General features: G+C 70.7%; 17 protein-coding genes. 7 read left to right on the top strand and 10 right to left on the bottom strand.

What is annotated here, in order from left to right; all coding sequences use genetic code 11:
• Window positions 1-41 precede the first annotated feature (41 nt).
• The gene (locus ACWGJP_RS01645) at window positions 42-542 is read left to right on the top strand and encodes a hypothetical protein (RefSeq protein ID WP_452328010.1); all 501 of its coding nucleotides are present in this window, start codon (window positions 42-44) and stop codon (window positions 540-542) included.
• Between the two features lie 122 nt (window positions 543-664).
• Here ACWGJP_RS01645 and ACWGJP_RS01640 read toward each other — a convergent pair whose 3' ends face one another.
• Entirely contained in the window at window positions 665-1,900 is a 1,236-nt protein-coding gene (locus ACWGJP_RS01640) for an acyl-CoA dehydrogenase family protein (RefSeq protein ID WP_452328009.1), read from the bottom strand.
• Between the two features lie 54 nt (window positions 1,901-1,954).
• Window positions 1,955-2,617: a TetR/AcrR family transcriptional regulator gene (locus ACWGJP_RS01635; RefSeq protein ID WP_452328008.1), complete on the bottom strand. Its 663-nt coding sequence runs from the start codon at window positions 2,615-2,617 to the stop codon at window positions 1,955-1,957.
• Window positions 2,618-2,747: 130 nt separating this feature from the next.
• Here ACWGJP_RS01635 and sucC point away from each other — a divergent pair, with 130 nt between their 5' ends.
• Window positions 2,748-3,938 (top strand): ADP-forming succinate--CoA ligase subunit beta, encoded by a 1,191-nt coding sequence (gene sucC / locus ACWGJP_RS01630; RefSeq protein ID WP_452328007.1) that lies wholly within the window; start codon window positions 2,748-2,750, stop codon window positions 3,936-3,938.
• Between the two features lie 21 nt (window positions 3,939-3,959).
• A complete protein-coding gene (gene sucD / locus ACWGJP_RS01625; protein ID WP_452328006.1) occupies window positions 3,960-4,862 on the top strand; it encodes a succinate--CoA ligase subunit alpha in 903 nt (300 codons plus the stop codon).
• A 56-nt stretch (window positions 4,863-4,918) separates the two neighbouring features.
• Here the strand turns inward: sucD and ACWGJP_RS01620 are convergent, their stop codons facing one another.
• The gene (locus tag ACWGJP_RS01620) at window positions 4,919-5,632 is read right to left on the bottom strand and encodes a hypothetical protein (protein ID WP_452328005.1); all 714 of its coding nucleotides are present in this window, start codon (window positions 5,630-5,632) and stop codon (window positions 4,919-4,921) included.
• A gap of 124 nt (window positions 5,633-5,756) precedes the next feature.
• Entirely contained in the window at window positions 5,757-7,217 is a 1,461-nt protein-coding gene (locus ACWGJP_RS01615; protein WP_452328004.1) for an NCS2 family permease, read from the bottom strand.
• 90 nt (window positions 7,218-7,307) lie between these two features.
• Between ACWGJP_RS01615 and ACWGJP_RS01610 the strand changes: the two genes are divergently transcribed.
• The 4 genes from ACWGJP_RS01610 to ACWGJP_RS01595 all read left to right on the top strand — a co-directional run bounded on the left by ACWGJP_RS01610 (window position 7,308) and on the right by ACWGJP_RS01595 (window position 12,383).
• Window positions 7,308-8,687, top strand: a complete 1,380-nt coding sequence (locus ACWGJP_RS01610) for a cell division protein PerM (protein WP_452328003.1) — start codon at window positions 7,308-7,310, stop codon at window positions 8,685-8,687.
• Between the two features lie 9 nt (window positions 8,688-8,696).
• Window positions 8,697-9,284, top strand: coding sequence for a phosphoribosylglycinamide formyltransferase (gene purN, locus ACWGJP_RS01605; protein WP_452328002.1), 588 nt, complete (start codon window positions 8,697-8,699; stop codon window positions 9,282-9,284).
• Between the two features lie 29 nt (window positions 9,285-9,313).
• Window positions 9,314-10,921 carry a bifunctional phosphoribosylaminoimidazolecarboxamide formyltransferase/IMP cyclohydrolase gene (gene purH / locus ACWGJP_RS01600; protein ID WP_452328001.1) on the top strand — a complete coding sequence of 536 codons (1,608 nt, stop codon included), beginning with the start codon at window positions 9,314-9,316 and terminating at the stop codon, window positions 10,919-10,921.
• A gap of 118 nt (window positions 10,922-11,039) precedes the next feature.
• On the top strand, window positions 11,040-12,383 hold the full coding sequence (locus tag ACWGJP_RS01595; protein WP_452328000.1) for a UDP-glucose dehydrogenase family protein: 1,344 nt from the start codon (window positions 11,040-11,042) through the stop codon (window positions 12,381-12,383).
• 114 nt (window positions 12,384-12,497) lie between these two features.
• Here ACWGJP_RS01595 and ACWGJP_RS01590 read toward each other — a convergent pair whose 3' ends face one another.
• Genes ACWGJP_RS01590 through ACWGJP_RS01565 form a run of 6 tightly spaced genes read right to left on the bottom strand, consistent with a single transcriptional unit; the run spans window position 12,498 to window position 20,048 of the window.
• The gene (locus ACWGJP_RS01590; RefSeq protein ID WP_452327999.1) at window positions 12,498-13,544 is read right to left on the bottom strand and encodes a hypothetical protein; all 1,047 of its coding nucleotides are present in this window, start codon (window positions 13,542-13,544) and stop codon (window positions 12,498-12,500) included.
• Window positions 13,538-14,653, bottom strand: a complete 1,116-nt coding sequence (locus tag ACWGJP_RS01585) for a phosphotransferase (protein WP_452327998.1) — start codon at window positions 14,651-14,653, stop codon at window positions 13,538-13,540. Before ACWGJP_RS01585 ends, ACWGJP_RS01590 begins: the two co-directional genes overlap by 7 nt.
• Window positions 14,650-16,500: an ABC transporter ATP-binding protein gene (locus ACWGJP_RS01580; protein ID WP_452327997.1), complete on the bottom strand. Its 1,851-nt coding sequence runs from the start codon at window positions 16,498-16,500 to the stop codon at window positions 14,650-14,652. The genes ACWGJP_RS01585 and ACWGJP_RS01580 overlap by 4 nt, the downstream gene beginning before the upstream one ends.
• Window positions 16,497-17,639 carry a glycosyltransferase family 4 protein gene (locus tag ACWGJP_RS01575; protein ID WP_452327996.1) on the bottom strand — a complete coding sequence of 381 codons (1,143 nt, stop codon included), beginning with the start codon at window positions 17,637-17,639 and terminating at the stop codon, window positions 16,497-16,499. Before ACWGJP_RS01575 ends, ACWGJP_RS01580 begins: the two co-directional genes overlap by 4 nt.
• Window positions 17,639-18,889: a glycosyltransferase family 4 protein gene (locus tag ACWGJP_RS01570; RefSeq protein ID WP_452327995.1), complete on the bottom strand. Its 1,251-nt coding sequence runs from the start codon at window positions 18,887-18,889 to the stop codon at window positions 17,639-17,641. Before ACWGJP_RS01570 ends, ACWGJP_RS01575 begins: the two co-directional genes overlap by 1 nt.
• Window positions 18,879-20,048: a glycosyltransferase family protein gene (locus tag ACWGJP_RS01565; protein ID WP_452327994.1), complete on the bottom strand. Its 1,170-nt coding sequence runs from the start codon at window positions 20,046-20,048 to the stop codon at window positions 18,879-18,881. Before ACWGJP_RS01565 ends, ACWGJP_RS01570 begins: the two co-directional genes overlap by 11 nt.
• Window positions 20,049-20,084 lie beyond the last annotated feature (36 nt).

The following is a 20,084-nucleotide window of genomic DNA, read 5'->3' as shown; positions in this document are numbered from 1 at the left end:
CGCGGCGACGGGCCGTCGGCGGACATGAGATCCTTGAAGAGATGAACGAAGTACAGGGGCCGACCCCCGCAGGCACGTCCCGTCCCTACCGCAGCCTCCCGGAGGCGCTCCGAGCGCACCGCATCGATCCGGTGAACCACGCGTTCATCACGGCGATCGCGGATGCCATCGGCATCTCGAGCTTCATCGACCGCGGCCGCTACATCGAGGCGGTCCGCCGCGGTGAGGGAGCGGCGCTGCACATCGGGAAGACCTACACGAACGGCTTCGCCGAGAGCGACGTGATCGTCTACGGCGGCACGCGGCTGCGACTGCAGCCCAGCGAGGGCCGCCCGCCGTATTACTTCGTCTCCCATCCGAGCGAGTTCCAGACCGTCGTCCCCGGCAGGGCCTCGGCACCGAGGGTCGCGCGCGCGGCAGCTCCGAAGAAGGCGCCCGTCGCACCGGCCGGTCCGCGCGCGACGAAGCTCGATGAGCGCGAGTACGGGGTGTGCGACGTGTGCTTCATGACGAAGACCGCGTCGGGCTCCTGCGGCTGCTGAGCCGCTTGCAGCCCGCTGGCGCTGAGCTCGTCGAGGCGTTGCTCGTGGGTGTCCCTTCGACAGGCTCAGGGAGCGGGAGAGATCGTAGCCCGCTGAGCCTGTCGAAGCGCGCCGCTTGAGGGTCAGGTGAAGGCGCTCATCCCGGTGATGTCGCGCCCGAGCAGCAGCGCCTGCACGCTCTCCGTGCCCTCATAGGTGTGGATCGCCTCGATGTCGGCCATGTGCTGGATGACGCCGTTCTCGAGGAGGATGCCGTTGCCGCCCAGCAGGTCTCGGGCGGTCGCCGCGATGCGGCGTGCTGCGCGCGTGTTGTGGAACTTCGCGAGCGACGCCTGCGTGGGGCGCAGCTCACCGGCTGACTCCAGATCGGCGAGGCGCCGGCAGTACAGCTGCATCGCGGTGAGGTCCTCCAGCATGTGGGTCAGCCGCTCCTGCACCATCTGGAACTTCGCGAGCGGCTTGCCGAACTGCACGCGCTCGAGCGCGTAGGACAGCGCCGCCTCGTAGCAGGCGGTGGCGTGCCCGAGCGCCGACCAGGCCACGCCCGATCTCGTGGAGTAGAGCACCACGGATGCGTCCTTGAAGCTGTGCGTGCCAGGCAGCACGGCATCCATCCCGACGCGCACGTCGTCGAGCGCGATATGGGCCTGGTGGATCGCGCGCAGCGAGCCCTTGCCGGGGATGACGGTGCCGGTGTAGCCGGGTGCGCTCTGCTCGACGAGGAAGCAGCGCACCGCGCCGTGCTCCGGCGCACTCTCATCGTCCACGCGCGCCCAGACGAAGGTGATGCCGCCGGAGGCGCCGTTGCCGATCCACTTCTTGGCGCCGCGGATCACCCATTCGTCGCCGTCTCGGCGAGCGGTGGTCTCCAAGGACACGGAGTCGGAGCCGTGATCCGGCTCGGTGAGCGCGAAGGAGCCGAACACCGAGCCGTCCGCCAGCGCGGTCAGCCAGCGGTCCTGCTGCTCCCGGCTGCCGAAGAGGGCGAGGGTGCGCAGCGCGAGGCCGCCCTGCACGGCGAGGACCGTGCCGAGCGAGCCGTCGCCGCGGGAGATCTCCATGTTCACCAAGCCGGCGGCCAGCGGCGACATCGGGGTGAGCGATGGATGCCGGATGCCGTCGACGACGAGGTCGAGCTCGCCCATCCGCCGAGCGGCGTCGAGCGGGTACTCGGCCTTGTCCCAGGCATCCGCCATCTGCGGACCGACCTCGTCGATGTACGCCTTCGCCCTGTCCCAGGCCGCGCGGTCGGCGGCAGGGATGTCCTGGAACACCGCGTAGTAGTCGCTGTCCCTGCGCGAGGTCGTGTCGTATGCCGAGACGCGCTCGCCGGGAAGAGGAGTGGCTTCATCGCTCATGGCGCCACTCTACTCGCGTGCGGAACTCGGTTCCTCCATCGTGGGAACTCGGTGTCAGCTCAAGCGAGCGCCGAGGCGTCTGGCGACCTCGGCGAGGGGCATCGAGCGCGGGAACGCCGCGACGACGAGATCGTCCTCCGCGCTCGGGGACGGTTCTGCGCCGACACCGAACCGCCCTCGTACGTCCGCCAGCGCATCATGCAGCTCTTCGAGGGGCACGCTGCGCTCCTCGCGCAGCAGCCGGCGCAGGACATGGTTGTGCACAGCCGTGACCAGGGCGGCGAACCCGACGGCATCCAGCGGGTCGATCGCGGGCAGGCTGCGACGCAGGTACTCGTCGAAGAGCCGTTCGTAGCGGAACACCGTGACGATCTCCCGCTCGCGGAGCGCAGGGACGGTCCGCACGACCTGATAGCGTCTCCTCGCCATCTCGGGCGCGCGTGCGAAATGCGCGAAGACGTGCTCGGATGCCTCGCACACGGCCAGCCACGGATCCTCGTGCTCCTCGGCGAGGAAGAGGCGGAGCTCCTCCAGCAGCACCTCGTGGTCGGCGAAGACGACGTCCTCCTTGCCGCCGAACTGGCGGAAGAAGGTCGAGCGGCTCACCCCCGCCGCCTTCGCGATCTGCTCCACGGAGCTCTGGTCGTAGCCGCGCTCCTGGAACAGTTCGAGCGCTGCGGCGACGACGGCGGAGCGCGGTTCTGCGGTTTCGTGCATGGGCAGAAGCCTAGACCGCGGTGAAAGCACGATGACAGACGGTAGTACGCTGGGGGATCGGGCCGATCCAACAATCGGCAGCCGACAATCTTGTCGCGTCCCACCCGCCGCAACCAGCGAAGGACTGCACGTGGATCTCTACGAGTACCAGGCACGAGACCTTTTCGAGAAGTACGGGGTGCCGGTGCTCGCCGGTATCGTCGCGGACACTCCCGAGGAGGTGAGAGCGGCAGCCGAGAAGATCGGCGGCGTGGTCGTCGTCAAGGCGCAGGTCAAGACCGGTGGCCGAGGCAAGGCCGGCGGCGTGAAGGTCGCGAAGACCCCCGATGAGGCATACGAGGCGGCCAAGGCGATCCTGGGCCTCGACATCAAGGGCCACGTCGTCAAGCGCGTCATGGTCGCGCAGGGCGCCGCCATCGCGGAGGAGTTCTACTTCTCGGTGCTGCTGGACCGCGCCAACCGCTCCTACCTCTCGCTGTGCTCCGTCGAGGGCGGCATGGAGATCGAGCAGCTCGCCGTGGAGAAGCCCGAGGCGCTGGCGCGGGTCGAGGTCGACCCGATCGTCGGCATCGACAAGGCGAAGGCCGTCGAGATCGCGAAGACCGCGAACTTCCCCGAGGACCTCGTCGAGAAGGTCTCCGACGTCTTCGTGAAGCTCTTCGAGGTCTACAAGGGCGAGGACGCCACCCTCGTCGAGGTCAACCCGCTGGTGCGCACCGAGGACGGCTCGATCATCGCCCTCGACGGCAAGGTCACGCTCGACGACAACGCCAGCGAGATCCGCCACCCCGAGCACGAGGAGCTCGAGGACAAGGATGCCGCGGACCCGCTCGAGGCGAAGGCCAAGCAGAGCGGCCTCAACTACGTCAAGCTCGACGGCGAGGTCGGCATCATCGGCAACGGCGCAGGACTCGTCATGTCCACGCTCGACGTGGTCGCCTACGCAGGCGAGAACCACGGCGGCGTGAAGCCCGCGAACTTCCTCGACATCGGCGGCGGTGCCTCGGCCGAGGTCATGGCCAACGGCCTGGACGTCATCCTGGGCGACCCGCAGGTCAAGAGCGTGTTCGTCAACGTCTTCGGCGGCATCACGGCGTGCGACGCCGTCGCCAACGGCATCAAGGGCGCACTCGAGACGCTCGGCGCGACGGCGTCCAAGCCGCTCGTCGTGCGCTTGGACGGCAACCGCGTCGACGAGGGCCGTGCGATCCTCGCCGAGTACGCCCACCCGCTCGTGACCCTCGCCGCCACCATGGACGAGGGCGCCGACAAGGCCGCCGAGCTCGCCAACGCTTCGGCAGGCTCGGCGCAGGCGCTCTGAACAAGGACAAGGACTAGAGAAATGTCGATCTACCTCAACAAGGACTCCAAGGTCATCGTCCAGGGCATCACCGGCGGCGAGGGCACCAAGCACACCGCGCTCATGCTGAAGGCCGGCACCCAGGTCGTCGGTGGCGTGAACGCACGCAAGGCCGGCACCACGGTCTCGCACACCGCGGCCGACGGCTCGCCCGTCGAGCTGCCCGTCTTCGGCTCCGTCGCCGAGGCGATGAAGGAGACCGGCGCGGACGTCTCCATCGCGTTCGTGCCCGGCGCCTTCACGAAGGACGCGATGATCGAGGCCATCGACGCGGAGATCCCGCTGCTCGTCGTGATCACCGAGGGCGTTCCCGTCGGCGACAGCGCCGAGGCGTGGGCCTACGCGAAGAGCAAGGGCAACACGACGCGCATCATCGGCCCGAACTGCCCCGGCATCATCACCCCCGGCGAGGCGCTCGTCGGCATCACGCCGGCCAACATCACCGGCAAGGGCCCGATCGGCCTGGTCTCGAAGTCGGGCACGCTGACCTACCAGATGATGTTCGAGTTGCGCGATCTCGGCTTCTCGACCGCCATCGGCATCGGCGGCGACCCGGTCATCGGCACGACGCACATCGACGCCCTCGCGGCGTTCGAGGCGGACCCCGAGACGAAGGCGATCGTCATGATCGGCGAGATCGGCGGCGACGCCGAGGAGCGCGCAGCCGACTACATCAAGGCGAACGTGACCAAGCCCGTCATCGGCTACGTCGCAGGCTTCACGGCTCCCGAGGGCAAGACCATGGGCCACGCCGGCGCCATCGTCTCCGGCTCGGCAGGCACGGCGCAGGCGAAGAAGGAGGCCCTCGAGGCCGCCGGTGTCAAGGTGGGCAAGACTCCCTCCGAGACCGCCGACCTGATGCGCGCGATCGTCGAGGCGCTCTGATCTGAGCTAGACTCGTAGAGAAGGCCTCGGGCTCCACCCCGGGGCCTTTCTCGTGCCTATGCCGTCGGCGTCGACGCGCGGCCGCGGGTGCGCGGGGCGACCGGTTCAGGGCGGTGCCCGCCCGTCGCGGCGGCGAAGAGGAACGCGACGACGAGGCTGAGGACCAGCAGTTCCCCGCCGTCCTCGATCGTGGTGAAGAAGGAGCGCAGGCCCGGCCCTGGGAACAGCAGATGGTGGATGGCATCGATCACCACGCCGAACAGTGCGATGCCCGCCATCAGGGCGGCCATCACCCAGGAGATCCCTCGCAGTGCCGCGTCCGTGCGCCGGTGCGTCAGAGTGACCCCGATCACGATGAGCACCCCGATCAGGCCGATGAAGAGGATCTCGCCGGTGTGCACCGCCCATCCGGGGCCGCCGGGGACCATGTCGCGGAACGCCCAGCCGGCACGCTCGTGCAGCAGGAACGCGTCGTCGAAGAGCAGATAGAGGCAGGCCGCCATCCACGCCCACGCCACGGGCATCCGCGCGGAGACCGCGAGCGCGGCCAGCAGCAGTGCGCTCCAGAGCCACTTCGCGTACTGGAGGAACTCGCCGTAGCCGCGGTCGGCACCGAGGTCGAAGACGAAGCCGCCGGGGAAGCCGAACAGCGATTGCGCGACGTAGCAGGCGATGAGCACGAGGTCGATGGACACGAGCATCGCGAGGAGCGCAGCGCTGTGTCGGTCGGCGAGGCCGAGGGTCGTCAGGACGGGGTGCGGTGCGGTCATAGGTTCCTCATAGCTCTCCGGTGCTCGCTCAGGCTATGAGGACGGCATAAGACGTGCGTAAGAATGCCCCCGGCATCGAATCGATCGATGCCGGGGGCGTCTGCGCAGCTCGTGCGGTTGCGGGTCAGGCGACCCCGAACAGCGCCTCGATCGGACCGCGGGCGAAGAACAGGATGAAGCCGACGCCGACCACCCACAGCAGCGGATGGATGCTCTTCGCCTTTCCGGAGAAGGCGTGGATGAGCACCCAGCTCACGAAGCCCGCCCCGATGCCGTTGGCGATGGAGTACGTCAGCGGCATCACCGTGACGGTGAGGAAGACCGGCAGCAGCACGCGGAAGTCGGCGAAGTCGATGTGCTTGATCTGCGCCATCATCATCGCGCCGACGATCACCAGGGCTGCCGCGGCGATCTCGGTCGGGACGATCGAGGTCAGCGGGGTGAGGAACATGGCGATGAGGAACATCGCACCGGTGATGATGTTCGCGAAGCCGGTGCGCGCGCCCTCGCCGATGCCGGCGCCGGACTCGATGAAGACGGTGCTCGACGACGACGACGTCGCACCACCCGCGATCGCGCCGACGCCCTCGACGACCAGCGCCGACTTGATGCGCGGGAAGTCGCCCTTCTCGTCGGCGAGACCCGCCTCCTTCGCGAGCCCCGTCATGGTGCCCATGGCGTCGAAGAAGTTCGAGAACACCAGGGTGAAGACGATCATGACCAGTGCCACGGCGCTCACGCGGCCGAAGTCGAAGGTGAAGTCGACCGCGCCGACGAGGCTGAGGTCGGGGATGCTGAACGGCGATCCGCTGAGCGTCGGGACCGTCAGGCTCCAGCCGCCGGCGTTGCCGTCCGCCGCGGCGCCGAGGTGCCAGATGGCCTCGACGATCACGGCGAGCACCGTGCCGGAGATCAGGCCGATGAGCAGGCCGCCCTTGACACGCAGGGCGACGAGGGTGCCGGTGAGCACGAGCGTCACGACGAAGAGCAGCGTCGGCACGGTGGCCACGGAGCCGCCGACGCCGAGCCCGACGGGCGGGGACGCGCTGCCGGTCGCGGTGACGAAGCCGGAGTTGACGAAGCCGATGAAGGCGATGAACAGGCCGATGCCGACCGTGATCGCCAGCTTCAGCTGGATCGGCACGGCATCGAAGATGGCCTTGCGCAGCCCGGTGGCCGCCAGCAGCACGATGATGACACCGTTGATCATGACGAGGGCCATCGCCTCGGCCCAGGTGACCTGACCGACGACGGAGAAGGCCACGAAGGCGTTGATGCCGAGACCGGCGGCGAAGCCGAACGGCAGGCGGGTGACGAGTCCGAAGAGGATCGTCATGACGCCGGCGGTGAGGGCGGTCGCCGCACCGACGGCGGGGAACTCGAGCACGCGTCCGTCGATGTCCGGCGTCGTGGTGAGGATGATCGGGTTCAGGATCACGATGTAGGCCATCGTGACGAAGGTCACCAGGCCTCCGCGTACCTCGGTGCCGATGGTCGATCCGCGTTTGCTGATCTCGAAGAAGCGGTCGAGCGCGTTCTTGGGCTCGCGGATGTCGTCCGGGGCGGACGCAGGGGCAGTTGTCATGGGGAACCTCCAGCATCGACGTTAGCGGGTGCGGGATCCCTCGCGCGCCCCCGGAGGAGTGTCCGCAACTCGTCGTAGTCTCGTGGAGTCATGCAACGCCTCCTCGTCGCGCTCCTCGCCGCCCTCGATGCCGCCGTCGCGGCCGCCGTCGGGCTGACCGTGCTGCTCGCCCCGCTGACCCTGCTGTGGACGTTCGCGTTCGGCGGCTCGGCGGACTGGGGAGTGCTCTGGCCGGTGACCGCGGCGCTCTGGCAGTTCGGGCACGGCGCGGCCATCCACGTGGAGCTCGGGGCGGACATCCTCGTGGCGACGGGCACGGCGCAGGAGGCGGCATCCTTCGTCCTCTCCGTGACCCCGCTGGCCATCGGCCTGTTCACGCTGTTCTTCGCCGCCCGGTCCGGCGCCCGCGCCGCCCGCGCTGGCGCGTGGACGCTCGGCGTCCTTGCTGGTGCGGCGGTCTTCGCGGGGATCGCCGTGCTCGTCGCCCTGACCTCGCAGAGCGCGTCCGCCGGGGTCCCCCTCGCGGCTGGCATCGCCTGGCCGGTCGGGATCTACGCGGTCGGCGCTCTTGCCGGAGCCGTGCAGCACGCCTGGCGCGAGGGGGACGAAGGGCCCATCGACCGCGTCCACGACATCGTGGACTCCTGGGGGCCGTTCGCACCCGTGCCGGGGGAGGCCGTACGCGGCGCGGCGATCGTGCTCGTCCTGCTGACCGGGGTCGGCGCCCTCGCCGTCGCGCTCATGGTCGTGCTCCGCGGAGGCGAGGTGGTCGCGCTCTTCGAGCGAGCGCACGTCGACGCGCTCGGGGCGACGATCATCACGCTCGGCCAGCTCGCCTACCTGCCGACGCTCATCGTCTGGGCCGTCGCCTGGATCGCGGGGCCCGGCTTCGCGATCGGGACGGGCACGGCCGTGTCTCCGGTCGGCACCGAGCTGGGTGTCGTCCCCGGCATCCCTGTGTTCGGTCTGCTTCCCGACGGCGGCTCGATCTGGATGCTCATCGTCGTTCTGATCCCGATCGCGGCCGGTGCGGTGGCGGGCTGGATGATCCGCTCGCGCCTCGTCTGGGAGGGCACGGCGGACGACTGGCGAGCCAGGGCGGCCATCGCAGCAGGCATCCCGGTGCTCGTCGCGACGGTCGCCGCGCTCGCGGGCAGCGCGGTCTCCGGATCGATAGGACCCGGGCGCCTGAGCGAGGTCGGCCCCGATCCGTGGCTGCTCGCGCTCGTGCTGGGCGGCGAGGTGCTGCTCGGGACGACGATCCTCCTGCTCTCTCCCCGCAACCGCGAGGAGATCGCCGAGGAACGCACCGATCGGTGGGTCGCCCTGATGGGCACGTCGCCGTCGGCGGCGGACGAACCCATCCCGGCGCCCCACCTCGCAGCGGATGAGCAGGAGACCGCGCCGATCGAGGAGTCGGGCTTCTTCGGGCGGCCTGGGCGGGATTCTCGGGGCACCGCGCCCCGGTAGACTGACCGGGTGCTCACGGTCGCCGTTCTCATCTCGGGTACGGGCTCCAATCTCAGGGCCCTTCTCGAAGCCGCTCGCCACCCCGATTTCCCCGCGCGGATCGTCGTGGTCGGCGCCGATCGCGACGCCGACGGTCTCGCTCATGCCGAGGAGTTCGGCATCCCCGCCTTCACCGTCCCGTTCCGCTCCTTCGCGAGTCGCGAGGAATGGGGCGAGGAGCTCGGTCGCCAGCTGGACGTGTGGGCTCCCGATCTGATCGTGCTCTCCGGCCTCATGCGTCTGCTTCCCGCAGCTCTCGTGTCGCGCCTCGCTCCGCACATCATCAACACCCACCCCGCCTATCTGCCCGAGTTCCCCGGCGCCCACGGCGTCCGCGATGCGCTCGCCGCAGGGGTGACCGAGACCGGTGCGAGCGTGATCGTGGTGGACGACGGCGTCGACTCCGGACCGATCCTCGCGCAGGAGCGCGTGCCGGTGCTCCCCGGGGACACCGAGCACGCCCTGCACGAGCGCATCAAGCCCGTGGAGCGCCGCCTGCTGATCGACGTCGTGCGTCGCATCGCCGCGGGCGACCTCGATCTCACCACCGCCTCCTGATCCACCCAGACGCCCGAAGGAGCTCTTCCATGGCCGGCCCTCGCCACGACCCGTCCCTCTACCGCGACCGCGACGTCGTGCCGATCCGCCGTGCGCTGGTCTCCGTGAGCGACAAGACCGACCTGCTCGTGCTCGCCGAGGCGCTCGCCGGCGCGGGCGTCGAGATCGTCTCGACCGGTTCGACCGCCGCGTCCATCCGCGACGCCGGCTTCGCCGTGACGGATGTCGCAGCGGTCACGGGCGTCGCCGAGATGCTGGACGGCCGCGTGAAGACGCTGCACCCCGGCATCCACGGCGGTCTGCTCGCCGACCTGCGTCTCGAGGATCACGCCCGTCAGCTCGCCGAGCTCGAGATCGAGCCCTTCGAGCTCGTCGTGGTGAACCTGTACCCGTTCGTCGAGACGGTCGCCTCCGGCGCGACCGGCGATGACGTCGTCGAGCAGATCGACATCGGCGGGCCCGCGATGGTCCGCGCCTCCGCCAAGAACCACGCCAACGTCGCGATCGTCGTCTCGCCGGAGTCCTACCCGGCGATCATCGCCGCGGTCGCGGAGGGCGGCACGAGCCTCTCCCAGCGCCGTGAGCTCGCCGCCCGTGCCTTCGCGCACACCTCGGCCTACGACACGGCCGTCGCCGCGTGGTTCGCGGAGGGGACGCTGTCGGACGGCGGCGACCTGCCCGCGCACCTCACCATCAAGGCCGAGCGTCTCGCCACCCTGCGCTACGGCGAGAACTCGCACCAGCGCGGTGCGATCTACACCCGCGCGGGCGGGCACGGCATCGCCCAGGCTGTGCAACTGCAGGGCAAGGAGATGTCGTACAACAACTACGTCGATGCGGATGCCGCCCTGCGCGCCGCCTTCGACATGGTGCTCCCCGCCGTCGCGATCGTGAAGCACGCGAACCCGTGCGGGATCGCGACCACGGCTCCCAATGCGCTGGACCCCATCGCCAGCGCCCACCTCCGCGCGCACGAGTGCGACCCGGTCTCCGCATACGGCGGCGTGATCGCCGCCAACGGCACCGTCACGCTGAAGATGGCAGAGAACCTCAAGGACATCTTCACCGAGGTCATCGTCGCGCCCTCGTTCGAGCCCGCCGCCCTCGAGGTCTTCAAGGCGAAGAAGAACCTGCGTCTGCTGCAGCTGCCCGCCGACTGGCGCCAGGAGCAGATGGACGTGCGTCTGGTGTCGGGGGGTCTCCTCCTTCAGGACGCCGATCGCTTCCCGGCCGACATCGAGTCCGTCGCGAAGGACTGGGAGCTCGTGACCGGCGAGCGTCCGGACGACGAGGAGATGCGCAACCTCATCTTCGCGTGGAAGGCGTGCCGCGCCGTCAAGTCGAACGCGATCGTGCTCGCCAAGGGCAACGCGACGGTCGGCATCGGCATGGGCCAGGTGAACAGGGTCGACTCCTGCCGGCTCGCCGTCGAGCGTGCGGGCGATCGTGCGCCTGGCTCGGTCGCGGCATCCGATGCGTTCTTCCCCTTCGCGGACGGCCCGCAGGTGCTGCTGGATGCCGGCATCAAGACGATCATCCAGCCCGGTGGATCGGTACGGGATGAAGAGGTCGTCGCGGCGGCGAAGGCCGCGGGCGCCACGATGTTCTTCACCGGGGAGCGCCACTTCTTCCACTGAGATAAGGCTGTTGTGAGAGTCCGATCGTCGGGGATGAGACCCCGATGAGACCCCTCTCATAGAGCCCTGCGCGGTGCCGCCGTGCCCATAGCGTGTGTCCTGAACGAAAGGATTCACGATGCGGATTTCGGTTATCGGATGCGGGTACCTCGGGGCGGTGCACGCCGCGGCGATGGCATCGATCGGCCACGACGTGGTCGGCGTGGACGTGGACGAGTCGCGCATCGCGCTGCTCTCGCAGGGTGTGGCGCCGTTCGTCGAGCCGGGGCTCGACGACCTGCTGCGCGAGGGGCTCGCGGAAGGCCGACTGCGGTTCTCCACGGATGCGGCCGCCGCGGCGGATGCCACGGTGCACTTCATCGGCGTCGGCACACCGCAGCAGTCGGGAACGAACGCGGCAGACCTGCGGTACGTGGATGCCGCCGTGGAGTCCCTGTTGCCGGTGCTGAAGCCCGGCGACGTGGTGGCGGGGAAGTCGACCGTCCCGGTGGGGACCGCCGCCGGCGTCGCGGAGCGCATCCGCGGCACGGGGGCCGAGCTGGTCTGGAATCCCGAATTCCTCAGAGAGGGCTGGGCGGTGCAGGACACGATCGCCCCTGACCGGCTGGTCGTCGGGGTGGGCGAGGGGGCAGGGGGCGAGCGCGCGGCGGAGGTGCTGCGCGCCGTGTTCGCGCCGGCCGTCGAGAGCGGATGCCCGTTCATCGTCACGGATCTCGCCACCGCCGAACTCGTCAAGGTCGCGGCGAACGCGTTCCTCGCCACGAAGATCTCCTTCATCAACGCGATGGCGGAGGTCGCCGACGCGGCAGGGGCCGACGTCACCCGCCTGGCCGATGCGCTGGGCATGGATTCCAGGATCGGGCGGCGCTTCCTCGGGGCAGGCATCGGCTTCGGCGGGGGATGCCTGCCGAAGGACATCAGAGCGTTCGCCGCCCGCGCCGAGGAGCTCGGTCGTGGGGAGGCCGTGGCCTTCCTGCACGAAGTGGACGCCATCAACCTGCGGCGCAGGGACCGCGCCGTCGAACTCGCCACCGAGGCCGCCGGCGGTTCGCTGCGTGGCGTGCACGTGACCGTCCTCGGGGCCGCGTTCAAGCCGCACTCCGATGACGTCAGAGACTCGCCAGGGCTGGATGTGGCCTCGCGCCTTCGGGCACGAGGCGCGCGCGTCACCGTCACCGATCCCGCCGCGATCGACAACGCCCGCAGGCTCCACCCCGAGCTCGACTACGTCGCCGACCGCGACGAAGCGCTGCGTGGCGCGGATGTCGTGGTCGTCGTCACCGAATGGGACGACTACCGCCGTGAGCTGTCGCCCGAGCACGCGGGCGGTCTCGTGACGCGCCGAGCGGTGGTGGACGGCCGCAACTGCCTGGATGCGGATGCGTGGCAGGAAGCCGGGTGGGACTATTACGGGATGGGGCGGCGCGCTGCGCGGCCGGCGAAGGAGCTGATCGGCGCGTGAGCACAGCATGCCCCGGGATCGCAGGAGCGGTCTCGGGGCATGCTCGCGTCGCCGCAGAGTCGACGAGGCGCGCTGGACGATCCGGCACCCGCCGTTGGATCTCGTCTGTGCGTGCTAAGGCGCTGCGGCGAACGTCGTGCGGAAGCCGGTCAGTTCGCGTCCCGCGACCTCGCGCCAGCGGGGGCGGAGGGCGTTGACGCATGCCACCCTGAATCGCGCGGCGGTGCGCCACGCATCCCACCGTGCCGCGTCGATGCCGAGAGCGCTCGCCGTCCGCGCGATGGTGGCGGTCGCGATGGCGGCCCGAGACGCCGACCACCGGCCCTGCGCATGCGCGAAGTCGGCATGCGCGGCGAGGTTGCCGAGATCCAGGGCGGGATCCGCGCGGGCGCAGGTGTCCAGATCGATCATCCCCATACCCGCTTGCGGATCCCACAGCAGCTGAGCATCGTGCAGGTCCCGGTGGGAGAGCGCTGTTGCGGGTCCTGCCGCGGACAGCGCGGACGAGGCGGCCGATGCGGCGGCGAGGATCTCATCGGCGTGGCCGAGGGCGTCGACGGCATGCGCGGCCCAGGTGCGGATCACGCGCCGCTCGTCCTCGACGTCGTGCACGGGCAGCCCTGACGGATCGGCCGCGGCCATGGTGGCCAGCCACCCATCGGCCCAGGCCTCCCACGCCCGCTGCCACTGCGCGTCGGGGAGCGCGCGGTCGCTGCCCCCATCTGACAGCGAGCGTCCTTCCAGGGTCTCGAAGACCACCACCTGATCGGGATCGAACTCGTGCGCGATCGGGGACGCAAGGGCGAAGCCGGCGCCGAACGCGAGTGCGCGGCGATGCGCCGCGATGACGTCCGAGGCCTTGCCCGGCCGTACGATCTTCGCGAAGCCGCGACCGTCTGACAAGCGCACGACGGCGCGCCTGCCAGGGCGATGTGCGACCAGCGTCCCGGCATCCGCCACGGTGCCGAGCGCGGGCAGACGTTGATCGTGCCCTGGCGCGAGCAGCGACATCGTGCCGTCCGCATGGGCGTGACCGCCGCGGAGGAGCCCGTCCGCGCGCGCCTCCAGCGATACCGGTTCGCCGGTTCGCTTGGCCGGCCAGACCCGCTCGATCGTCACGTCCACGCCATCGATGCGCGCATGCAGGGGGATGCTCAACACAGCGAGGCCTTCCTCTGCAGAATGCTCTCGGCGCGTCTGAGCGCCTGCTCGACGAGACACGGCCAGGAGGGGTCGCCGATGCGGAACGGCTCGGTTGCGCGTCGGAGGACGCCGAAGGCAGCCCACGATTCCAGCGCTCTCGGCGAGACACGTCCACCGGCGGCGAGGTAGCCGTCCACGTGTGCGGGATCGCCGCCCGCGGCGAGGTACGACCCGAGATCGTGCTCCGGCGGCGCCAGTGTCGCACGATCGAGATCGATGATGCGCACCTCGGTGCCGTCGGTGAGGATCTGATCGGCGGACCAGTCGCCGTGGCTGGGGACGCGAGGGCCATCCAGGACGGCCAGGGCGGCGGCGAGACGCATCGCCCTCGCACGCAGCGAGGGGAGCAGCGTCGCGATGGCCTCCGCGGCCTCGGCCGCGGCGGCAGCGGCGTCGATCACGGGCAGCGGGATGCTCGCCCGCGGCACCGCATGCATCGCGGCGAGCGAGGCGCCCGCGGCGGCGAGCACGGGGGCGGTTCCGAGGGTGGGATCTGCAGCGTCGCCGAGACCCCACCACGGGTAGGCCCACGCACCATCGCCGACCCGCTCCGGCGCGAGCACCGCGGCGCCGGTCGCTGCCAGAGCCTGCGCCGCGACGGGCGCCGCGTCGCCCGCGGTGATCTTCACGGCCCGGTCTCCTGCGCGGACGACCAGGCGTCTCAGCGGGTTGTAGCGCAGCATCCGCGTGCGGTCGATGGCATCCCTGTCGCCGATGGCCCGGCGGATGCGCGCCGCGAGCAGGCGATCCCCATGCGCGGCTCCGGCGAGAGCGCGTTCCGACAGTCGTCGTGTCTCGGCGCCGTGCGCACGCGCGCGGGAGTCGCTCTTGTCCAGCTTCGCCGGGTCGGCGTAGGACGCGCACCACCACAGGGCTTCGTCCGGCGTGCGGACCGCCGCCACGATCGACGCGCCGGGCTTGTACCGCACCCGCTCGATCACCGTCCGCGCGCCGAACGCGGCCGAGCGCCGTTCGTCGTCCAGCACGAGGGCGAGGTCGGGCAGAGCAGGATCCCTCGCCGCCAGGTCGATGACGGCGGCCGTCGCCGTCATCGCGTCCCGGATCACGCGGGAGCTCCTGACACGGCGGGCAACCGCTCGTCGCCTGACGGGGCGACGCCCGACGCGCGCATCCAACCAGTGAGCCTCGACGCAGGGTCCGCCAGCAGGGCATCCGGCGCCCCCGCCTCGACGATGCGTCCGTCCTCCAGCCAGACCACGCGGTCGGCGTCGGAGATCGCCCGCGGGTCGTGCGTGATCGCGATCGTCGTCCGGCCTCTGGTGAGCTCCGCCATCGAGCGCGAGACCAGCTCCTTGGAAGCGGGATCGAGGCCGGTCGTCGGCTCATCGAGGATCACGATCGGGGCGTCCCGCAGAAAGGCCCTGGCGATCGCGATGCGCTGGCGCTGCCCGCCGGAGAGGGTGTCGCCGCGGTCGCCGAGCTCGGTCTCGTAGCCCTGCGGGAGGTCGCGGATGAAATCGTCCGCGAGTGCGCGCCGCGCCGCCTCCTCGACGTCGTCGTCCGTGGCGTCCATGCGTCCGAGGCGGATGTTCTCCCGGATGGTCGTCGCGAACAGCACGGATTCCTGCAGCACGACCGCCGCGGCGGACCGAACGCTCTCCAGCGTCGCATCGCGCACGTCGGTGCCGTCGATCATCACCCGGCCGCCCATCGGGTCCGCCGCACGGGTGATGAGGCCGGCGAGGGTGGATTTTCCTGCGCCGGACGAGCCGAGCACGCACACCGAGCTGCCGGCGGGGATGTGCAGCGACAACGCGCGGAACAGCGGTCTGCCGTGCCCGTCATCGAGGTCGACGTCGATGAAGCTCACCGCTCCTGGCCCGGCGGGCAGCGCGACGGCATCAGGACGGTCGCGGACGGCGATGTCCTCGTCGAGCAGGTCGGCGACGCGCTCGCCGGAGGCGAGGGCGCGGGCGATCCGACCGGTGTGCTTGGCGAGATCCTGCAGCGGGCGCAGCGCGAGCTTGAGATATGTGGTGAAGATCACGAGGTCGCCGGGCGTCAGCGCTCCCTCGATCACCCGCATCCCTCCCACGACGAGCACCACAGCCAGCCCGACGCCGATGATCACATCGGTTCCGCGCTCGAGCGCGGCCGCGAGACGTCGGGAGGCGACCCCCTCGGTGAGCGCGCGTTCATTGCCCGATTCGAACGCGCCGCCGCGCTGGGCCTCGAGACCGTAGGCCTGCACGACCCTGATCGCGCCGAACGTCTCGGCGGCGGTGTTGGCCAGGGCGCCCTCGCTGCGCCGGTTCTGCCTGGCTGCGGCGGCGATGCGCGGCGCTCCGGCGCGGGTGAGGACGACGTACGCGAGAGCGGCCGCGGCGATCACACCGGCCAGCAGCGGGTCCATGAACGCCATCACGACGCCCAGGGCCACCAGCGTGATCAGGTTGCCGACCAGGGGGAGTCCGGCGGTGACGATCACCTCCTGCAGGCGGCCGACGTCTCCGACCAGTCGCTGCACGACATCGCCGTGGCCGGAGCGCGCGTGGAAGGCCAGCCCGAGGGACTGCAGATGCTGGAAGACGCGCGAGCGCAGTCTGGTGGCGATGTGCGAGCCGGCCAGCGCGAACATCACCGTCGAGAGGAACTGCGTGAACGCCCGCATGCCGATCAGGCCGAGCAGCAGGACGCCGCAGGAGATCAGCAGGGGCACGGTGGCAGGCGCCGTTCCCGCCGTCGCGCCTCCCGTGGCGCCGAGGCTGACGCTGACCGCGTCGATGACGAACTTGACCGGCCACGGCTCGAGGATCCGCAGTGCCACCGTCGCCAGCAGCGCGACCAGACCCCCGATGAGCAGGGGGTACTGGCCGTGCAGGTGCGGCCGTGCGATCGCGAGGGTGCGCCGAACGGCGCCGGGAGAGCGCGGAGTGCGGGATGCGCGACTCATACGAGCACCGTCCTCTCGGTGGCGGTGGCGGTGGCGGTGGCGGTGGCGGTGGGCAGTGCGGCGAGGATCGTCTCGAGAGTCCTATCCCAGTCGTGTCTGGTCACGGCCTGCACCCGGGCGGCGGCGCCCAGCCGACGCGCCACAGGGCGGTCGTCGCGGAGCGTCGTGACGGCACCGCGCAGCGCATCCGCATCGCCGGCGGGCACGATGATCCCGGTGCGGCTCTGCGTGAGGAGATCGGGCAGCTGGCCGACGTCCGACGCGACGACGGCGAGGCCGGCCGCGAGGTACTCGTAGGCCTTCAGCGGAGAGAAGTAGTCGCCGGCGGACGGCGGGTACGGCGCGAGTCCCACGTGCATCCCGGACAGGATGCCGGGGATCTCGGCGTGCGTCCGCGAGCCGAGCCAGTCGACGGCGAGGCCTCGTTCGCGCGCATGCTGCTCGAGCCTGCCCCGCTCCGGACCGTCGCCGATCACCGTCAGCTCGACACCCGTGATGCCGGTGAGGGCGTCGAGGGCGACCTCCACGCCGTGCCATGGCTTGAGCGAGCCGACGAAAACCACGCGCAGCGCACCGTGCCACTGCGTCGCGGGAAGGAACCTCCGCGTGTCGACGCCGTTGGGTGCGATCAGCGGTGCCGCAGCGCCGTGAGCGCCCGCCCACCGCGCGACCGGCTCGGAGACGCAGGCCACGACGGACGCTCCGGCGAGAAGGCGACGCGTGGTGGCCTCGGCACCCGTCTCATCGACCAGCGTGCGGTAGTCCCGCTGCTCCTCGATCAGCGGAGCGTTGACCTCGACGATGGATGGCACGCCCACGCGGGTCGCGGCATCCGAGAAGAGCGCGTAGCGCTCGTAGACGAGATCGCACCCGTCCGAGGCCGCCTGTGCGGCCAGCGCCGTGGCGGCGTCCGCCACGCTTCGCTCCCGCTGTGCGGCGTCTCCTCGTCCGACGGGCATGGTGACGACCCTGACGCCGTCCAGAGCGGGGGAGCCGGGGTGGTCGGTGCGGGTGGCGTACACGGTCACGGTGTCGCCGCGCCGCTGGAACGCGCGCACGATCTCCTGCACATGGATGGATGCGCCTTTGGAGCCGTCCACGGGGATGCCGGGGTCCGTGCAGAGGTACGCGACATGCATCAGGCGACCGCCTCTCTCAGGGGTGCTGTCAGGGGAGTGAGGGTGAGCGCGGCGTGCCGTGCTGCGGCGCCGCGTGCATCATGACGCTCCTCGATGAGCCTCCGCGCCGCACGGGTCATGGCGGAGACATCGACCTCGCCGGTGGCGAGGCGTCTGAGCGCGGCGGCGAGCTCCGACACGCTGCCCGGCGTGCAGAGCAGGCCGGTCGAGCCGTCGATGACCACCTCCGGGATGCCGGTCACTCGCGTGGACACGCACACGACGCCGGCCGCCATCGCCTCCAGCAGCACGGTGGGCAGACCGTCGGCGTTGCCGTCCTCGGCGATCACGCACGGAGCGGCGAACACGTCGGCCACGCGCAGCAGGGCGGACACCTCGTCCTGGCGGATCGGCCCCGTCATCCGGACGACGCCCTCCAAGCCGGATGCGCGCACCTGGTCTGCGAGCTCCTCGGCGAGCTCTCCGCCGCCGGCCAGGGTGACCCTGAGCGCGACGCCGTCGTGGGCGAGCGCGGCGACGGCATCCAGCAGCACGTCGAAGCCCTTCTTCGCCACGAGCCTGCCGACGGCGACGATGCGAAGCGGGGCGTCCGCACGCACCGGCGAAGGCCCCGAGTAGGGGAACCGGTCGATCTCGATCGAGTTGGGCACCAGGTGCACCCGCTCGGCGTGCTCGGGGGAGAGCAGGTGCAGGAAGCGGACGTTGAACGCGCTCACGGTGGCGATGTATGCGGCATCCGCGATCTTGCGGCGCAGGTCGTCATGATCCACCGACTCGTGGAAGAGGTCCTTCGCATGCGCGGTGAAGGAGTACGGGATGCCGGTGAGCAGGCTCGCCAGGCGGGCCACCGTGGTGGGTGACGAGGCGAAATGCGCGTGCAGGTGGGTGATCCCGGCATCCACGGCCTGCACGGCCAGCGCGACGGCCTGGACGGCGTCATCGACGTCGGCGCGGATCAGCTCCGACCAGTTCGCCGCGATCGCACCGGCAAGCCCTGCATCGGATGCGGCGCGCAGTCCGTCCCACAGCGCGGAGGGGCGTGCGGGGCGCGGGAGGTAGCTGACGCCGGCGCGGACCCTGGCGAGCTCGGGATGGAATCGCGGATCCTCGGAGGTGCGCAGTGCGAAGACGTGGATGTCCTCGTCCGCCGCCTCCCTGGCGAGGATCTCGGTGACGATGAACGTCTCCGAGAACCGCGGATACACCTTCACCACGTAGCCGATGCGAGGCACGCTGGTATCAGACAGCAACGGGCTCACCTCCCCTGATGGCACAGGCCGGTTCGGCGAGCAGCTCGCGGGCGAGCACGGGGATCCGCTCGAGGCCGTCCAGGGAGACACCGCTGCGGTGCACGCGGCGCCCGACGTTGGCGGCCAGCCATGATCCGATCTGCGCTGCATCTGTGCGCGCGTGCGGCAGGGCGTCGATCGCGCCGACGCCGGCGAGTGCGGCGGTGCGGATGCGCTGCTCCGCTCTGCGCTGCACCCGCGGCGACACGAGGGCGGGCGTCAGGGTGCTCATGACCTCGCAGATCGTGTTGTACCCGGCCATGCAGATCACGGCGGCGGCGCGGTGCATCAGGGGAAGAGCATCCGGGACGCGCCGGACCACGGTGGTCGCGGGGCCTGCGGCCGACTCGACCAGTGCGCGGTCGGACGACGGCATCTGTGGGCCGGTCACTACGAGGTGCCGGTACCCCGCCGGCACCGCGGCGCCGGCGGCGGCGATCGCCAGATCGAGACCATCGCGGCCACCGCCGACGGTGGTCAGGACGAAGGGGCCCTCCACGTCGTGCGGATGGCCGCTGTGCCTGCCCGCCGCGAGATAGCCGGTGTGGCGCACGAGATCCCGCAGGCTCGGAGGGAGCTGTCCGTCCGCGGCGAGATCGTGGATGAGGGGATCGCCGTAGACCCAGATGGCATCCAAGAGGGGGCGAAGCGTCCGCCCGCCGCCGAGCGCACGCCACTCGGCGGATGCCGCGGCCGGCGTGTCGAGGATGTCGCGGAGCCCCAGCACGATGCGGCAGTCGGGGTTCTCGGCGCGCAGGAGGCGCAAGCCGCTCTCGAGCTCGCGGGCGACGCCGAGCGGATGCCGGTCGATCACGACGAGATCGGGACGGAAGCTGCGCATGGTCGCACGGAAGACGGCACCGCGCACCGAGGTCGTGGTCGTGAGATCCACGTCCAGCGCACTGGCGCGATAGCCGCCGTCGGCCGGCTCGACGCCGGGGAGGATCACCCAGTCCCAGCCGTCGGGCGCCGCGAACCGGGTGGCCTCCGGCCGTCCGGCGATGAGGATGCCGGTGACATCCGGCATCCCGGCCGTCATGGCGTGAGCGAGAGCCAGGTTGCGTCGGATGTGTCCGAGCCCCATCGAGTCGTGCGAGTACAGGACGATCCTGGTGGTCATGAGCCCCTCCTTCTGCACGGCTGATGCGGCTGTGCG

It is taken from the genome of Microbacterium sp. NPDC055903 (genome assembly GCF_053615555.1).
The sequence above is the reverse complement of the archived record's forward strand: the minus strand, read 5'-3'. Positions and strand labels throughout refer to the sequence as shown.

Coding starts and splice junctions, on each gene's coding strand:
- ACWGJP_RS01645 (WP_452328010.1), top strand. CDS start 42: ATGAACGAAGTACAGGGGCCGACCCCCGCAGGCACGTCCCGTCCCTAC.
- ACWGJP_RS01640 (WP_452328009.1), bottom strand. CDS start 1,900: ATGAGCGATGAAGCCACTCCTCTTCCCGGCGAGCGCGTCTCGGCATAC.
- ACWGJP_RS01635 (WP_452328008.1), bottom strand. CDS start 2,617: ATGCACGAAACCGCAGAACCGCGCTCCGCCGTCGTCGCCGCAGCGCTC.
- sucD (WP_452328006.1), top strand. CDS start 3,960: ATGTCGATCTACCTCAACAAGGACTCCAAGGTCATCGTCCAGGGCATC.
- ACWGJP_RS01620 (WP_452328005.1), bottom strand. CDS start 5,632: ATGACCGCACCGCACCCCGTCCTGACGACCCTCGGCCTCGCCGACCGA.
- ACWGJP_RS01615 (WP_452328004.1), bottom strand. CDS start 7,217: ATGACAACTGCCCCTGCGTCCGCCCCGGACGACATCCGCGAGCCCAAG.
- ACWGJP_RS01610 (WP_452328003.1), top strand. CDS start 7,308: ATGCAACGCCTCCTCGTCGCGCTCCTCGCCGCCCTCGATGCCGCCGTC.
- purH (WP_452328001.1), top strand. CDS start 9,314: ATGGCCGGCCCTCGCCACGACCCGTCCCTCTACCGCGACCGCGACGTC.
- ACWGJP_RS01595 (WP_452328000.1), top strand. CDS start 11,040: ATGCGGATTTCGGTTATCGGATGCGGGTACCTCGGGGCGGTGCACGCC.
- ACWGJP_RS01580 (WP_452327997.1), bottom strand. CDS start 16,500: ATGAGTCGCGCATCCCGCACTCCGCGCTCTCCCGGCGCCGTTCGGCGC.
- ACWGJP_RS01575 (WP_452327996.1), bottom strand. CDS start 17,639: ATGCATGTCGCGTACCTCTGCACGGACCCCGGCATCCCCGTGGACGGC.
- ACWGJP_RS01565 (WP_452327994.1), bottom strand. CDS start 20,048: ATGACCACCAGGATCGTCCTGTACTCGCACGACTCGATGGGGCTCGGA.